Origin of the sequence: Geodermatophilus sp. DSM 45219, from assembly GCF_900104025.1 — a bacterium.
GTDB lineage: Bacteria > Actinomycetota > Actinomycetes > Mycobacteriales > Geodermatophilaceae > Geodermatophilus.
The window spans coordinates 21,397-35,450 of record NZ_FNIQ01000008.1 but is presented as its reverse complement, the minus strand read 5'-3'; the positions used below and the strand labels follow the sequence as shown (position 1 = coordinate 35,450).

Genomic DNA, 14,054 nt, shown 5'->3' with positions numbered 1-14,054 from the left:
GAAGGACCAGATGCCGCATGACGACGCGTGGACGCCGTCCGGCCGCATGCGGCCGAGGCCGCCGCCGGTGAAGGTCGTCTGGTCCAGCTTCCGCGGCCTCTACGCCGACAACCCGCGGGCCCTCTACGAGGGGCTCCTCGCACGCGGCGTCCCGGAGGCCACGCACACCTGGCTCTGCACCCCGGCCACCCAGGACACCTTCCCGCCCGGCGTCGGCACGGTCCTCTACGGCACGCCGGAGGCCAGGGCCGCCCTCGAGTCAGCCGACGTCGTCGTGGCCAACGACTGCATCTCGATGCACTGGGACAAGCAGCCGGGCACCGTCTACCTGCAGACCTGGCACGGCACCCCGCTCAAGCGCATCCACCACGACGCCCCGTTCCGGCCCGGGTGGCTCGACGCATCCGACCTCGACGTCGCCCGCTGGGACCACCTGCTGTCGGCCAACGCCTGGAGCACCGAGCGGCTGCGCGGGGCCTTCCGCTTCCGTGGGCAGGTGCACCAGACGGGTTACCCCCGCAACGACGTGCTCCGCAGCCGCGACCAGGAGGCCGTGCGGGGCCGAGCGCGGGCCCGGCTCGGCATCCCGGAGGGGACGACGGCGGTGCTCTACGCCCCCACCTGGCGTGACGACCAGGTCCTCGACGGCACCGGCGGCACCGGCGTCCAGCTGCCCATCGACCTGGCCGACTTCACGCGGCGGCTCGGCGGCGACCACGTCCTGCTCACGCGGCTGCACAGCATCGTGTCCGACCGGCTGGAGCTGCCGGCCGGCGTCCCGGCGGTCGACGTCTCTGCCGAGCCCGACGCCGCGGAGGTGTACCTCGCCGCCGACGTCCTGGTGACCGATTACTCGTCGGTGATGTTCGACTTCGCCGTGACGGGTAAGCCGCTGCTGTTCTTCACCTACGATCTCGTCCATTACCGGGACGACCTGCGCGGCTTCTACGTGGACCTCGAGGAGGTCGCGCCGGGTCCGATGCTCGCGACCAGCACGGCGCTGGTCGACGCCATCGCCGACCTCGACGGGATCCGCCGGCGGTACGCCGGGCGCTACGCCGAGTTCCGGCAGACCTTCTGCCACCTGGAGGACGGGCACGCCACCGAGCGCGTCCTCGACCTGCTGTTCCCCCCGGCGACCGCCGGGACCACCACCCGAGGAGGGGACGACCGTGCTCGCTGACCGCGCCACCACCGCCGAACTGACCGGGCCGGCGCCTGCCGCCCCGGCGCTGGACGTCCCCGACCAGGTCGTGATCCTCGCCGCGGGGATGGGCACCCGGCTGGGCCGCCCCTGGCCCAAGCCGCTGACCCCGCTGCACGACGGGCGGAGCATCCTGCAGCGCCAGCTGGACAACCTGCGCGCGGTGTTCGGCTCCTCGGTCGACATCACCGTCGTCGTCGGCTTTGAGGCCGAGCGGGTCATGCGGGCGGTCCCCGACGTGCGGTTCGCCTACAACCCGGACTACCGGGTCACCAACACCTCGCAGAGCCTGCTGCGCGCCCTGCGGGCCACCCGGGACGGCGGCGTGCTGTGGCTCAACGGCGACGTCGTGTTCGACCCGGCGGTGCTCGAGACCGCCCTGCTGGCGCTGCGGGCCGACGAGAGCTTCGTGTGCGTGGACACCTCCACGGTCGCCGACGAGGAGGTCAAGTACACCGTCGACGCCGAGGGCTGGATCGCCGAGCTGTCCAAGACCGTGGTCGGCGGCCTCGGCGAGGCCGTGGGCATCAACCACGTCTGCGCCGCCGACAAGCAGGTGCTGGTCGAGCACCTCGCGACCTGTGCCGAGCAGGACTACTTCGAGCGCGGCATCGAGACCGCGATCGCCTCGGCGGGGTTGCGCATCCGGCCGCTGGACATCTCGGCCTACGCGGCCGTCGAGGTGGACTTCGAGGCCGACCTCGAGCGGGCCAACGCGCTGTTCGCCGAGCGCAGCCATCTGCAGCCGGTCAGCGACGACCCGGCCTGACAGAGGACCACCCTTCCCCCCACGCCTCGCAGGCTCGGCGCGGGTGCCTGGAGGGCGGCCGTTCCACGACGTCACCGGGATCGGAGCGGTGCCCTGGACGGGCCAACCGGCCGGCGGGTCTCAGCTGCCGAGGGGCAGCGACTCGTCGGCCGGCCGGTGCGGGTGCTCCCGGAACCGCCGGGTGGCGACCAGCCCGCCGACCACGCACCCCGCGCCGAGGGCCACCAGCACCGCCACCGCGGCACGGGAGAGCAGCACCGGCCCCTGCGCCAGCACGTTCGCCGTCCACAGCACGTCGACGTCGGGGAGCCCCTGCACCAGCAGCAGCCAGCCCAGCACGACGGCCAGCAGCGCGGTCAGCCCACCGCGGCCCCGCCGGGCGGCCACGGCCGCGCCCACCGCGACGGCCGCGGCGACCAGCCCCGGCAGCAGCGCCGAGACGACGGCGCCGGCGTGCGAGGCGACGCTCGCCGCGGGCTCGGGCGTGGTCGCCGCGTGGTACACCGCCGCCACCCCGCCGACCAGCAGCAGCACGGCCAGCGGGCCCGGGCCGCGGGCGAGCAGCGCCGCGGCGAGGGGCGCGAGGGCCAGCACCGCGTAGACCGGCCACACGACCCAGGCAGGGGGCGGCGGGCTCCAGGTCAGCTCCCCGCGCACCTGCACGTCCGTGCCGCCGTAGGTCAGCGGCACCACCCACGACGACACCAGGTGCTCGCGGTCGGGGTCGGCCGCCACCGCGGGCGGCAGCACGTCCTCGCTCATCCAGTGCGTCCGGTGGTCGTGCCAGACGTAGCCGGGCTCGGTCGAGACCTGCACCCAGTCCGGCGCGGCGTCCGGGTCGGCGTGCGGCGGCAGGGTGACCCGGCCGAAGCGGTCGAGGTTGATGTAGGTGGCCGGGCTGCTGGCGTTGCGCCACACGCCATCGGGACCGATCCGCAGGTAGGGCTCGTCGGAGTAGCCGGGCACCTGCACCTCGGTCGCGGTCGGGTTGACCACCTCGAACTCGTCGCCGAAGGAGAGCACCCGCACGTCCACACCGGGCAGCGCCGGCTCCACCGCGACGAGGCGCCCGTCGAAGTCGCTGCCCGCGGCCCCGCCGCCGACGTGGGCCTGCGCGGGACCGGCGAGCAGCAGGGCGGCCAGCGCGCCGAGGACGACGACCAGCAGGCGGGCCGCCCGCCGGCTCACGCCTGGGTCACCAGGGCGAGGTCCTCGGCGATGTCGCGGCTGGTGTTGCCGGCGTCGAAGGCGACGTCGGCCAGGTCGTCGGTGCCGTAGAGCAGCAGCAGCGAGGAGTGCAGCCGGCCGTTGTCCTCGGCCTGCGGCACCCCGGCGGCCAGCTGCGCCTGGTCGATCGCGGCCTGGTCGCCGGTCAGCCCGGTGAAGCGGGTCGGCAGGTCGGCGTCGAAGCGGCCCAGGTACTCGGCCAGCACCTCGGGGGTGTCGAACGCCGGGTCGGTGGTGACGAACACCACCTGCACCTGCTCGGCCAGCGCCGGGTCGACCCCGCGCAGCGCGACCGCGACGTCGGCCATCGTGGTCGGGCAGATGTCCGGGCAGTTGGTGAACCCGAAGAACAGCAGCGTGGGCATGCCGCGGGTCTCGGCGGCGAAGTCGTAGGGCTGCCCGCCCGGGCCGGTGAGGGTGAACGACGGCCGCTGGTAAGGGTCGGGCAGGTCGATCCCGGCGTAGCGGTCCTCCGGGCCCTCGACCTGGGCGACGGCGCCGTGGTCGTCGTGGCCCTCGTCGGCGGCCGCACCACCCCCGCAGCCGGCCAGCACGAGCCCGGCCGAGACGGTGAGGAGGGCCAGCCGGCTGCGGGAGAACGGACTCACGAGGACACGGTACGACGGCCGGCGCGCCAGCCGAGGACGACGCCGGCGAGGCCGGTGAACAGGGCGGCGATCGCGACGAGCAGCGCCAGCGCGCCCGGGCCGGCGTCGGTGTGGCTCGTGGTCCCCGCCGCCGCGGTGTCCGTGGCCGTCGTGGTGCCGTGGCCGGCCGCGTCGCCACCGGCGTCGGCGGCGGTCGCGGCAGCGGTGAGCGTCAGCACGGGCGCCGGGCGCTCCGGCTCGGCCCGGCCCTCGACGGTCGGCTCGATCCACGCCGCCTCGGTGCCGTCGCCGTAGGTCTGCACCGCCGGGAAGGCCAGCTGCGCGCGGTCCGGGAAGGGCCCGCCCGAGAGGGCGAACTCCTGGAACTCGCCGGGCCGGATGCCGCCGCCGTCCTCGGCCCGGAACTCGACGACCGACACGTGGCTCGTCACCTGCTCGCCGTGGCCCTCCAGCGGCGTCTGCAGGTCGGAGGTGGTCGTGGTGACCGTCCAGCCGGGCACCGGCTGCACCTGCAGCGAGGCCAGCGCGGACTCCTCGGGGATCGAGATGCGCAGCGCGACGGTGCTGGCGGTGTCGCTCTCGTTGGGCACGCGGAAGGTCAGCTTGCCGAAGCCGCCGGCGGCGGCGTCGGTCGAGGAGACGCCGACGTGCGCCGCGGCGGACCCGGCTCCGGCGAGCGCGGCGGCCAGCGCGGTCAGCAGGGCCAGGACGACGACGCCCAGGCGCGCGAGCGGTCGGGGCAGGGACGGGGGCACGGTTCTCCAGTCGGGTGGGGTGGGACGCCCGGTCAGCGGACCGGGAAGGTGGTGCTGGCGGTGCCGGCGGTGAACTCGTCGAACCGGACGGTGACGGCGAGGGTCCAGGTGCCGGCGCTCGGGACGGCCATGCCGTCGCCGACGTAGTGACCGGGCCCGGCGGGTTCCAGGGCGACGTCGATCGGGCCGATCTGCTGGGCCGGCTCGGTGAGGGTCACCCGGATGTCGACGGGCTGGGTGAACTGCCCCTGCTCGTCGAGCAGGTAGACGTGCAGCGTGTTCGGGCCGGTCGCGGCCGGGTCGACCGACACCTGCACGCTGCCGGACTCCCCCGCCGCGGTCTGCACCGGCAGCGTCGCGTCCACCGGCCGGGCGACCTCCGCGCGGGCCGGCGGCGTGCCGACGAGCACGGCCGACAGCCCGAGGACGACGAGCCCGACGCCCAGCTCGACGAGCACCGAGCGGCGCAGTGCGGGGCGCTCGGCGGCGGCCGCGGCGGCCTGCACCTCGGCGCGGGCCCCGGCGGCCGAGGTGACCACCGGGTCCGGCTCCGGCTCCTCGGAGGCGGCGAACGCGTGCGCGGTGACCCGCCGGCGCGGTGCCGGCCGGGAGCGCCGCACGCCCAGGTGCTGCTGCACCCACACCCGGGAGACCCCCGCCGCGGCGAGCAGCAGGAGCACCAGCGCCAGCTTGGCCAGCAGCAGCCAGCCGTAGGACGTCGTCACCAGGGCCGCGGGCGAGCCGACCTCGCGCACGGACTGGACGACGCCCGTCACGACCAGCGCGGTGACCGACCCGGCGGCCAGGCGGGAAAACGGTGGGAGCGCCCGGGCCAGGTCGTCGGCGGGGGCCTCCTCGCGGAGGACGCCGCCGAGCAGCCCGGCCAGCCCGCCCATCCACACGACCATCGCCGCGACGTGCACCGCGGCCGCGGCGACCGCGAGGCCCGGCAGCGGCCCGGCGACGGGGTGGCCGACGGTGGCGACGGTGAGCACGAGCCCGACGGCGAGCGCGGCACCGGCGACCACCCGCGGCCGGGACGGTGCCGCGCCGCGCCGCCACACGGAGCGCAGGAGCAGCAGCACCCCGGCAGCCAGGACGATCCGCAGCAGGTGGGTGACCCCGTTGGCCGAGGTGAGCGTCGCCTGGAGCAGCGCCGGGTCGGCGAGGGAGGCGACGCCGCTGCCGGCGGCGTAGGGGCCCTGCAGCAGCAGGCCGAGCAGGGCACCGACCGCCACCGCGGCCAGCCCGCCGGTGACCATCCGGCGCAGCCGGGCCGAGGCCCAGCCCGCCGGCCACGCGGCCAGCAGCAGCACCGGCACGCCGAGGCCGAGGGAGAGCCCGGCGAAGCCGAGCCAGCGGGCGGCAGGCAGCGCGGCGGCCACGAGCGGGTCGGTGCCGCCGGCGCCCGCGGCGACGTCGGCCGGCACCAGCTCGCCGTCCCCCACGACGAAGGAGAAGGCACCGGAGATGGGGTGCGAGTCGGCCGAGACCACGCGGTAGGTGACGAGGTAGCCGTCGTCGGGCAGGTCCCCGCGCAGCGGGACCACCACGCTGTCGCCCTCGACGGTCGCGGTGCCGGCGTCCACCCGCTCGCCCGCCGCGTCCAGCACGCGGGCGTACCCGGCGCCCAAGGAGACGCCCTCGGTGAAGGTCAAAGTGACCTGCTCGGGCGCCTCCTCCAGCCGGGCGCCCTCCCCCGGGTCGGTGGACACCAGTTCGGCGTGCGCGGCGGCGGGCGGCGCGGTGGCCACACCCGCCCCCAGCCACAGCCCGACGAGGGCCAGCAGGAGCAGCAGGGGGGCGGGGGCCCGGCGGGTCATGCCGGCACCCGCTCGCGGGCGACCGCGGGCAGCGACCTCCGGCGCCGCCCGCGCCAGGCGACCGTGCCCACCAGGGCGACCCCCGCCAGCAGCAGCAGGTGGGCGGCGGCCCGGTCGGCGTGCACGTGCCCGGCCCGCAGGTCGGCGGCCGTGAGGACGGCGAGCAGCACGGCGGACGTGCCGAGGAAGGGCAGCGCACCAGCGGCCAGCCGGGGGGCGGCGGCCACGGCGACGAAAGTCGCCGCGACGCCGAGGTTCCAGGCGCCGCTCTCGTGCGCCATGTGCACCGGCGCGCTCATCGCGCCGGTGCCGGCGACCAGGGCGGGCCAGGCGAACGCGGCCTGGGTGACGCCGACGGCCAGCAGCGCCAGGCGCAGCGCGGCGGTGGCCAGCCGGGCGCGGGCGGCCGCGGCCGTGCCCGGCAGCTCGCGGGGCAGCGCGGCCAGGACCGTGGCCGTGAGATCGGGCACCGCCGGGGCGGAGGCCAGCCGTGCGCGGCGGGTGACCAGCTCGGCCTGCCGCGCCCACGCGGCGCAGCCGGGGCACGCGCCGAGGTGCGCGTCCAGGTCGTCCGGGGGCAGGCCGGGCGACTCGCCGTCGAGCCGGGCGGAGACCGCCTCGCGGTACGGGGTGCACTGCATGATGGGGTGGTCGTCCTCCGGGGCCGGTTGGTTCCCCCTGCTTCCGGGGGAGTCGGGACGGCGGTCCGACGGGGAGGATGGGACGCGTGGACGACCTGGAGCGGCTGGCGGCTGCCGCCGTGGACGGCGACTCCCTCGCCGCGGCGGCGCTGGTCCGGGCCACCCAGTCCGACGTCTGGCGGCTGTGCGCCGCGCTCGGCGACCGACAGTCCGCCGACGACCTGACGCAGGAGACCTACCTGCGGGCCTTCGGGTCCCTGCACCGCTTCGAGGGCCGCTCCTCGCTGCGCACCTGGCTCTTGTCGATCGCCCGCCGCGTGTGCGCCGACGCCGTCCGTTCCCGGCGCCGCCGCCGGCTGACCCTGGTCCGGGAGGACGCCGAGCTGGAGGCGCTCGGCAGCGGCGACACCGCCGACCGGGTGGGCGAGGGCGCCGCGGTCACCGACCTGCTGGGCCGGCTCTCCCCCGACCGCCGCGAGGCCTTCGTCCTCACCCAGCTGCTGGGGCTGCCCTACACGGAGGCCGCGGAGGTCGCCGGCTGCCCGGTCGGCACGATCCGCTCCCGGGTGGCCCGGGCCCGTGCCGACCTGGTGGAGGCCCTCGGCGAGGGGGGATCGGTCACCGCGCACGGCTGAGGAAGGACCCCCGCGCCCCCCGCAAGCTCGCCGGCCCCGTCCAGGGGCCCGCCCTGAGCTTGCGAAGGGTGGGGAGGACGGGGTCCTTCTGCTGCGAGGGGACCGGCCGTCCCACTGACCGGGACGTGCTTTGGGCATTAGTGCACCGATCTGGTAGACATTGCGCCGTGGCGGCGACGACTGTGCTCCTGGTGGGGCGGATCCACGTCGACCTGCTGCGCGTCTGCACCGCCCGCTGTCCGGGCTGCTGACCTCCCGCGCTCCGCGCGCACCTCCCGCTCTCCCGCGCTGCGCCGCGCCTGCCGGCGCGCCCGCGGACCTCCCGGATCCGGAGACACCAGCCCGTGAAGACCCTCGTCCTGCTCGCCCTCGTGGGCCTCGGTGCGCAGCTCGTGGACGGCAGCCTCGGCATGGCCTACGGCGTGACGTCCACCACCCTGCTGCTCGCCATCGGCACCAACCCGGCCACCGCGTCGGCCACCATCCACCTCGCCGAGATCGGCACGACGCTCGCGTCCGGCCTCGCGCACTGGAAGTTCGGCAACGTCGACTGGAAGGTCGTCGCCAAGGTCGGCGTCCCCGGCGCGATCGGCGCCTTCCTCGGGGCCACCGTGCTGTCCAGCCTCTCGACCGAGGTCGCCGCCCCGGTCATGTCGCTGATCCTGCTCTCGCTCGGCGTGTACCTGCTGGTGCGGTTCACTCTCCGCGGGATCGACCGCCGGCACCTCGGCAAGCCGGTCCGCAAGCGCTTCCTCGGCCCGCTGGGCCTGGTGGCCGGCTTCGTCGACGCGACCGGTGGCGGTGGCTGGGGCCCGGTCGGCACCCCCGCGCTGCTGGCCAGCGGCCGGATGGAGCCGCGCAAGGTCATCGGCTCGATCGACACCTCGGAGTTCCTGGTGGCGCTCGCCGCCAGCCTCGGCTTCCTGTTCGCGCTGGGCTCGCAGGGCATCAACGCCCTGTGGGTGCTGGGGCTGCTCGCCGGTGGGCTGGTCGCCGCGCCGATCGCGGCGTGGCTGGTGCGGCACGTGCCGCCGCGGATGCTCGGCTCGCTGGTCGGCGGCGTGATCGTCCTGACCAACGCCCGGACCCTGCTCCGCAGCGACTGGATCGACGCCTCCGACCCGGTGCGCTTCGTGGCGTACGCCGTCATCGCGGCGGTCTGGGTCGCGGCCGTCGTCCACTCCTTCCGCGAGTTCCGCAAGGACCGCGCGCTGGAGTCCGCCGACGCCCTCGCCGCCGAGGCGGCCTCGCTGCGCGACGAGATCGAGCTGCCGGCCGACGGCGCGGACGCCGCCGACCTGCGGCGCGACCTCACCGCGGGCCGGCCCAGCGACCCCCGGGACTGAAGGAGGACCCCGTCCAGGGGTCCAGCAAGCGGCCGCGAGAGGCCCCGTCCGGTAGTCGCCGGGCGGGGCCTCTCGCCGTCCACCGGTCCGGCGAGCAGCGCCGCCTCGAGGTCGGCCGGCAGGCCCGGGCGGGGCAGGCCGTGCGGTGGAGGCGGCAGCCCCCGGCATCCCGCAGCCACGACCACGTGTCGGTGACGGTCTCACCCAGCGGCCGGCTCGGCAGGCCCGGCTCGCGGGCCCGGGACGCGGCGACCTCCCAGGCGGTGTGGGCGTCCTCGCGGGCAGCCACATCGGCAGGCGCAGCCACGGCTCGACGCCGGCTGCGAGCAGCTCGGCCTCGGGCACCGGTACCCACTCGGCGTCGCCGCCGGTGACCTCGAGGCACAGGTCGAGCAGTCCACCGAGGATCGTCATGCCGACCGGTCCCGTGGCGCTGACCGGACCGGGGACGCCTCGCTCGGCCACCTCCACCAGCCAGCCGGCCAGGTCGCGGACGTCGACGGCCGCGATGGCCTGCTCCAGTCCCTCCGCCGGGACGACGACGCGCCCACCCCGCGCGATCCGCCGCAGCCACCAGCCCAGCCGGTCCACCCGGTCGTCGGGGCCCACGACCAGCCCGGCACGCGCGGTGTGGAGGTCGCCACCTCGTGACCGCGGTCGATCGGCCCCCTCCAGGGCACCGCCCCGAGACTGCGAGGGGTGGGGAGGACGGGGGGCCTTCTCCAGCCCAGCTCAGCCCACTCCCCCGCCGTCCAGCCGGTTCGCGGTCGGCGTGGGCCGTCGGCTTCAGACCGCCCGCGTGTACGGCGGGACCGGCGGCACCTGCGGCATCGGGGTGGACCGGGCGGCGGCGAGCACCATCTGCGGCGAGCGCGGCAGCCCGCGCCTGGTGCACAGCCGCAGCGCCCGGGCGCCGGTGATGACGTCGGTGTCCGGCGGGACGACGAGCAGGTCGGCGCGCCGGGTGCTGCCGGCCCAGGTCAGGCAGACCACGCCGGCGTCCATGCTGCGGAACCCGCCGGTGCGCACCACCCGCCCGCCGACGACGACCTTCCGAGGCGCCGGGGACCACACGTCGAGCGGGTAGGTGAACCGCTCGATGTGCAGCCCGCGCTTGTCCAGCGCCGCCACGAGCTCGGGCAGCTCGACGGCGAGGTCCCGGCTGCGCGGGAACCAGGCGCCGTCGAAGGCCTGCTCGCCGGACCCCACGTCGCTGCGCAGACTCACCCGGACGTCGATCCCGCCGCGGTGCCCCTCGGCCGCCAGCGTGTGCCGGGTGGTCCTCATCAGCGTCGCCTCCTCATCGCCCCCGGGGTCCGCCTACACGCCCCCGAGGAGAACCTAGGCAGGCCGCGGGGCACGTCCCGGTGAGCGGGTCGCGGGCGGGTCGGCGTCCCCCGGCCCGCCGTCACGGCTGGTCACGCAACGGTCACGGCACCCCCGCGGACCTGCGCGTCCGCGGGGGTGCCGTCGGCTCAGGAGGAGAGCTCGAAGACCGTGGTGCTCTCGTAGACCTGGCCCGGGCGCAGCTCCGTGGAGGGGAAGTCCGGCTGGTTGGGCGAGTCCGGGAAGTGCTGGGTCTCCAGCGCCAGCCCGTCACCCTGCCGGTAGACCCCGCCACCGGTGCCCACGAGCGTGCCGTCGAGGAAGTTGCCCGAGTAGAACTGGATGCCCGGCTCGGTGGTGGAGATGGTCAGGGTCCGGCCGCTGTCCGGGTCGTGCAGCACCGCGGCCTGCTCGAGGGAGTCCTCGCCGTCGGAGCCCTCCCGCGCGCCGTCGTCCTCGCGGTCCAGCACCCAGTTGTGGTCGTAGCCCTGGCCGTACAGCAGCTGCTGGTCGGCCTCGCGGATGCGCGCGCCGATCGCGGTGGGCTCCCGGAAGTCGAACGGGGTGCCCTCCACCGACGCGATCTCGCCGGTCGGGATGAGCGTCTCGTCGACCGGGGTGTAGGCGCTCGCGTCGAGCTGCAGCTCGTGGTCGTACACGTCGCCCGAGCCCTCGCCGGCCAGGTTCCAGTAGGTGTGCTGCGTCAGGTTGACGACGGTCGGGGCGTCGGTCGTGGCCTGGTAGTGGACGGCGAGGCGGCCCTCGTCGTCCAGCGCGTAGGTGACGGTCGTGGTGAGCGTGCCGGGGAAGCCCTGGTCACCGGCCTCGCTGACCAGCTCCAGCTGCAGGGCGGCCGCGTCGTCGTCGGTCACGTCGGTGGCGGTCCACACGCGGTCGTCGAAGCCCACCGGGCCGCCGTGCAGGGTGTTCGGCCCGTCGTTGAGCGGCAGCTGGTACGTCTGGCCGTCCAGGGTGAAGGTGCCGCCGGCGATGCGGTTGCCGTAGCGGCCGATGAGCGAGCCGAAGTAGGGGTCGGCGTCGGACTCGTAGCCGGCGAGGTCCGCGAAGCCGAGGACGACGTTCTCCACCTCGCCCTCGGCGTCGGGCACCTCCAGGGTCTGGATGACGCCGCCGTAGGTGAGCACGCGCATCGTCACGTCGCCGTTGGACAGCGTCCAGCGCTCGACCGCAGTGCCGTCCGCGGTGGTGCCGAAGGGCTCGGCGCTCGCGGTCGGCCCGCCTCCGCCGTCGTCGTCCGTGGCCCCTGCGGGGGCGGCCAGGCCGCCGGTCAGCAGGCCGGCGCCGACCACCGCGACCAGCGCGCGGCGGCGCCGCGGGCGGGTGCCGCGGAGGAACGGGCGGGCGGTGGGTTCTGCGGGCATGGGAGCTCCGGTGTCCGTGGCGGTCCACCGGCGTCGTCGCACGGTGGCGGGACCACTGCCGAACCCGCCCTGGGACGGCGTGCGCTCGGCTCCCCCGTGGTGCGGCCCCAGACGCCGCTGGACGCTAGGGAGGCCCGGAGAGGCGTGTCAACGGACTCCGGGACGAGGATCGGCGGGTGGCCCGCTCCGACGGCGTGTCGGGCGGCCACCCGCCGATGGCGCCGGCGGCCCCGTCCCGGGTCCCACCGTGAGCCTGCGAAGGGTGGGGAGGACGGGGTCCTCCTAGGGCTTGGGCTTGCGGTTCTTGGCCTTGCCGCGCTCGGTCTGGTCCAAGACGACCTTGCGGATGCGCACCGTGGCCGGGGTGACCTCGACGCACTCGTCCTCGGCGCAGAACTCCAGCGCCTGCTCGAGGTTCAGGATGCGCGGCGGGATCAGCCGCTCCAGCTCCTCGGAGGTGGACTTGCGCATGTTGGTGAGCTTCTTCTCCTTGGTGATGTTCACGTCCATGTCGTCCGGACGGGAGTTCTCACCGACGATCATGCCCTCGTAGACCTCGGTGCCCGGCTGAACCATGAGCTGGCCGCGCTCCTGCAGCGAGAACATCGAGTACGTCGTCGCCACGCCCTGGCGGTCGGCCACCAGCGAGCCGGTGGGCCGGGCGCGCATGTCGCCGAGCCACGGCTCGTAGCCCTCGAGGTTGTGGTTGAGGACGCCGGTACCGCGGGTCTCGGTGAGGAACTCGGTGCGGAACCCGATCAGGCCGCGCGACGGGCAGATGTACTCCATCCGCGCCCAGCCGGTGTCGTGGTGCACCAGGTTCTCCAGGCGCGCGCGCCGCACGGCGAGCGCCTGGGTCAGCGTGCCGACGTACTCGCCGGGGGTGTCGATCGTGACCCGCTCGACCGGCTCGTGCAGCTTGCCGTCGATCTCCTTGGTGACGACGGTGGGCCGGCCGACGGTGAGCTCGAACTCCTCGCGGCGCAGCTGCTCCACGAGGATCGCCAGCGCCAGCTCGCCGCGACCCTGCATCTCCCAGGTGTCGGGGCGGTCGGTGGGCAGCATGCGCACCGACACGTTGCCGACCAGCTCCTGGTCGAGACGGTTCTTGATCAACCGGGCGGTGAGCTTCTTGCCCGACTTGCCCGACAGCGGCGAGGTGTTGATGCCGATGGTGATCGAGATCGAGGGCTCGTCGACCGTGAGCGGCGGCAGCGGGCGCGGGTCACCCGGGTCGGCGAGGGTGTCCCCGATCATGACGTCCTCGATGCCGGCGATGGCGACCAGCTCGCCGGGCCCGGCACTCTCGGCCGGGGTGCGGGTGAGGCCCTCGGTGACCAGCAGCTCGGTGATCTTGACGTTCTTGACCGTGCCGTCAGTACGGCACCAGGCCACCTGCTGGCCGTTCTTCATCGTGCCGGAGTGGATGCGCAGCAGCGCCAGCCGGCCGAGGTAGGGCGAGGCGTCGAGGTTGGTGACCTGCGCGCGCAGCGGCTCCTCGGCGTCGTACACCGGGGCCGGGATGGTGTCGAGCAGCGTCTTCACCAGCGGCGCCAGGTCGGGGCTGTCGGGCGACGTGCCGTCCTCCGGCCGCGTGAGCGAGGCCTGCCCGGTCTTGCCGTTGGAGTAGACGATCGGGAAGTCGAGGTTGTCGACGTCCATGCCGGAGTCCTCGAGCAGCTCCATGAACAGCTCGTAGGTCTCGTCGACGACCTCGCCGATGCGGGCGTCGGAGCGGTCGGTCTTGTTGACCACGAGGATGACCGGCAGCTGCTTGGCCAGCGCCTTGCGCAGCACGAAGCGGGTCTGCGGCAGGGGGCCCTCGGAGGAGTCCACGAGCAGCACGACACCGTCCACCATCGACAGGCCGCGCTCGACCTCGCCGCCGAAGTCGGCGTGGCCGGGGGTGTCGACGATGTTGACGACGACGGGGTTGCCGTCCTCGTCGGCCAGGTGGATGGCGGTGTTCTTGGCGAGGATGGTGATGCCGCGCTCACGCTCGAGGTCCATCGAGTCCATGACGCGGTCCTGCGTGGAGTCGTTGTCCGTCCCCTCGCCCTTGGCGCGCCCGAGAGCACCCGCCTGGCGGAGGAGGGCATCGACCAGGGTCGTCTTGCCGTGGTCGACGTGGGCGATGATCGCCACGTTGCGCAGGTCGTCGCGGGTGGGCATGCGGGAGGGCACCTCGGGAGAGATCAGGGGGTCGGCGCGTCCGTCTCTGTCGCGGAGCGCCCAGACACCAGGGTCAACAGCCGCCGGCCCGGCGACCTTCCCATGGTAGTAGAAAGAGCCCCTGCCCCCCTCCGCCCAGACGTGCGCAGCGGGACCCGGCGGGGGG

The 14,054-nt window shown here is 75.1% G+C and carries 12 protein-coding genes; 4 read left to right on the top strand and 8 right to left on the bottom strand.

The window, feature by feature from the left end; all coding sequences use genetic code 11:
• The first annotated feature begins 10 nt into the window (after positions 1–10).
• Positions 11–1,183: a CDP-glycerol glycerophosphotransferase family protein gene (locus tag BLR12_RS21590; protein ID WP_255363697.1), complete on the top strand. Its 1,173-nt coding sequence runs from the start codon at positions 11–13 to the stop codon at positions 1,181–1,183.
• A complete protein-coding gene (locus BLR12_RS21585) occupies positions 1,173–1,973 on the top strand; it encodes a phosphocholine cytidylyltransferase family protein (RefSeq protein ID WP_091382384.1) in 801 nt (266 codons plus the stop codon). Before BLR12_RS21590 ends, BLR12_RS21585 begins: the two co-directional genes overlap by 11 nt.
• A 120-nt stretch (positions 1,974–2,093) precedes the next feature.
• Here the strand turns inward: BLR12_RS21585 and BLR12_RS21580 are convergent, their stop codons facing one another.
• Genes BLR12_RS21580 through BLR12_RS21560 form a run of 5 tightly spaced genes read right to left on the bottom strand, consistent with a single transcriptional unit; the run spans position 2,094 to position 7,027 of the window.
• Complete coding sequence (locus BLR12_RS21580) at positions 2,094–3,161, bottom strand: hypothetical protein (RefSeq protein WP_091382383.1); 1,068 nt, start codon at positions 3,159–3,161, stop codon at positions 2,094–2,096.
• Positions 3,158–3,808: an SCO family protein gene (locus tag BLR12_RS21575; protein ID WP_091382381.1), complete on the bottom strand. Its 651-nt coding sequence runs from the start codon at positions 3,806–3,808 to the stop codon at positions 3,158–3,160. The genes BLR12_RS21580 and BLR12_RS21575 overlap by 4 nt, the downstream gene beginning before the upstream one ends.
• Complete coding sequence (locus tag BLR12_RS21570) at positions 3,805–4,563, bottom strand: YcnI family protein (protein WP_091382380.1); 759 nt, start codon at positions 4,561–4,563, stop codon at positions 3,805–3,807. Before BLR12_RS21570 ends, BLR12_RS21575 begins: the two co-directional genes overlap by 4 nt.
• A 32-nt stretch (positions 4,564–4,595) precedes the next feature.
• Complete coding sequence (locus tag BLR12_RS21565; protein WP_091382378.1) at positions 4,596–6,386, bottom strand: copper resistance CopC/CopD family protein; 1,791 nt, start codon at positions 6,384–6,386, stop codon at positions 4,596–4,598.
• Positions 6,383–7,027, bottom strand: coding sequence for a zf-HC2 domain-containing protein (locus BLR12_RS21560; protein ID WP_091382377.1), 645 nt, complete (start codon positions 7,025–7,027; stop codon positions 6,383–6,385). The genes BLR12_RS21565 and BLR12_RS21560 overlap by 4 nt, the downstream gene beginning before the upstream one ends.
• A 77-nt stretch (positions 7,028–7,104) precedes the next feature.
• On the opposite strand from BLR12_RS21560, the gene BLR12_RS21555 reads away from it, so the two are divergent.
• Both BLR12_RS21555 and BLR12_RS21550 read left to right on the top strand, forming a co-directional pair.
• Positions 7,105–7,662: a sigma-70 family RNA polymerase sigma factor gene (locus BLR12_RS21555; RefSeq protein WP_369803485.1), complete on the top strand. Its 558-nt coding sequence runs from the start codon at positions 7,105–7,107 to the stop codon at positions 7,660–7,662.
• Positions 7,663–8,006: 344 nt separating this feature from the next.
• Complete coding sequence (locus BLR12_RS21550) at positions 8,007–9,008, top strand: sulfite exporter TauE/SafE family protein (protein ID WP_091382374.1); 1,002 nt, start codon at positions 8,007–8,009, stop codon at positions 9,006–9,008.
• Between the two features lie 786 nt (positions 9,009–9,794).
• Here BLR12_RS21550 and BLR12_RS21540 read toward each other — a convergent pair.
• The 3 genes from BLR12_RS21540 to typA form a co-directional block, all read right to left on the bottom strand.
• Complete coding sequence (locus BLR12_RS21540) at positions 9,795–10,295, bottom strand: DUF5994 family protein (RefSeq protein ID WP_091382373.1); 501 nt, start codon at positions 10,293–10,295, stop codon at positions 9,795–9,797.
• A 188-nt stretch (positions 10,296–10,483) separates the two neighbouring features.
• Positions 10,484–11,716: an aldose epimerase family protein gene (locus tag BLR12_RS21535; RefSeq protein WP_091382371.1), complete on the bottom strand. Its 1,233-nt coding sequence runs from the start codon at positions 11,714–11,716 to the stop codon at positions 10,484–10,486.
• A 282-nt stretch (positions 11,717–11,998) separates the two neighbouring features.
• Positions 11,999–13,888 (bottom strand): translational GTPase TypA, encoded by a 1,890-nt coding sequence (gene typA, locus BLR12_RS21530; RefSeq protein WP_091382370.1) that lies wholly within the window; start codon positions 13,886–13,888, stop codon positions 11,999–12,001.
• Positions 13,889–14,054 lie beyond the last annotated feature (166 nt).

What these genes read in the sequence shown, in the direction of transcription:
- BLR12_RS21590 (WP_255363697.1), top strand. Translation starts at nt 11, where the DNA reads ATGCCGCATGACGACGCGTGGACGCCGTCCGGCCGCATGCGGCCGAGG.
- BLR12_RS21565 (WP_091382378.1), bottom strand. Translation starts at nt 6,386, where the DNA reads ATGACCCGCCGGGCCCCCGCCCCCCTGCTGCTCCTGCTGGCCCTCGTC.
- BLR12_RS21555 (WP_369803485.1), top strand. Translation starts at nt 7,105, where the DNA reads ATGGGACGCGTGGACGACCTGGAGCGGCTGGCGGCTGCCGCCGTGGAC.
- BLR12_RS21560 (WP_091382377.1), bottom strand. Translation starts at nt 7,027, where the DNA reads ATGCAGTGCACCCCGTACCGCGAGGCGGTCTCCGCCCGGCTCGACGGC.
- typA (WP_091382370.1), bottom strand. Translation starts at nt 13,888, where the DNA reads ATGCCCACCCGCGACGACCTGCGCAACGTGGCGATCATCGCCCACGTC.
- BLR12_RS21540 (WP_091382373.1), bottom strand. Translation starts at nt 10,295, where the DNA reads ATGAGGACCACCCGGCACACGCTGGCGGCCGAGGGGCACCGCGGCGGG.
- BLR12_RS21535 (WP_091382371.1), bottom strand. Translation starts at nt 11,716, where the DNA reads ATGCCCGCAGAACCCACCGCCCGCCCGTTCCTCCGCGGCACCCGCCCG.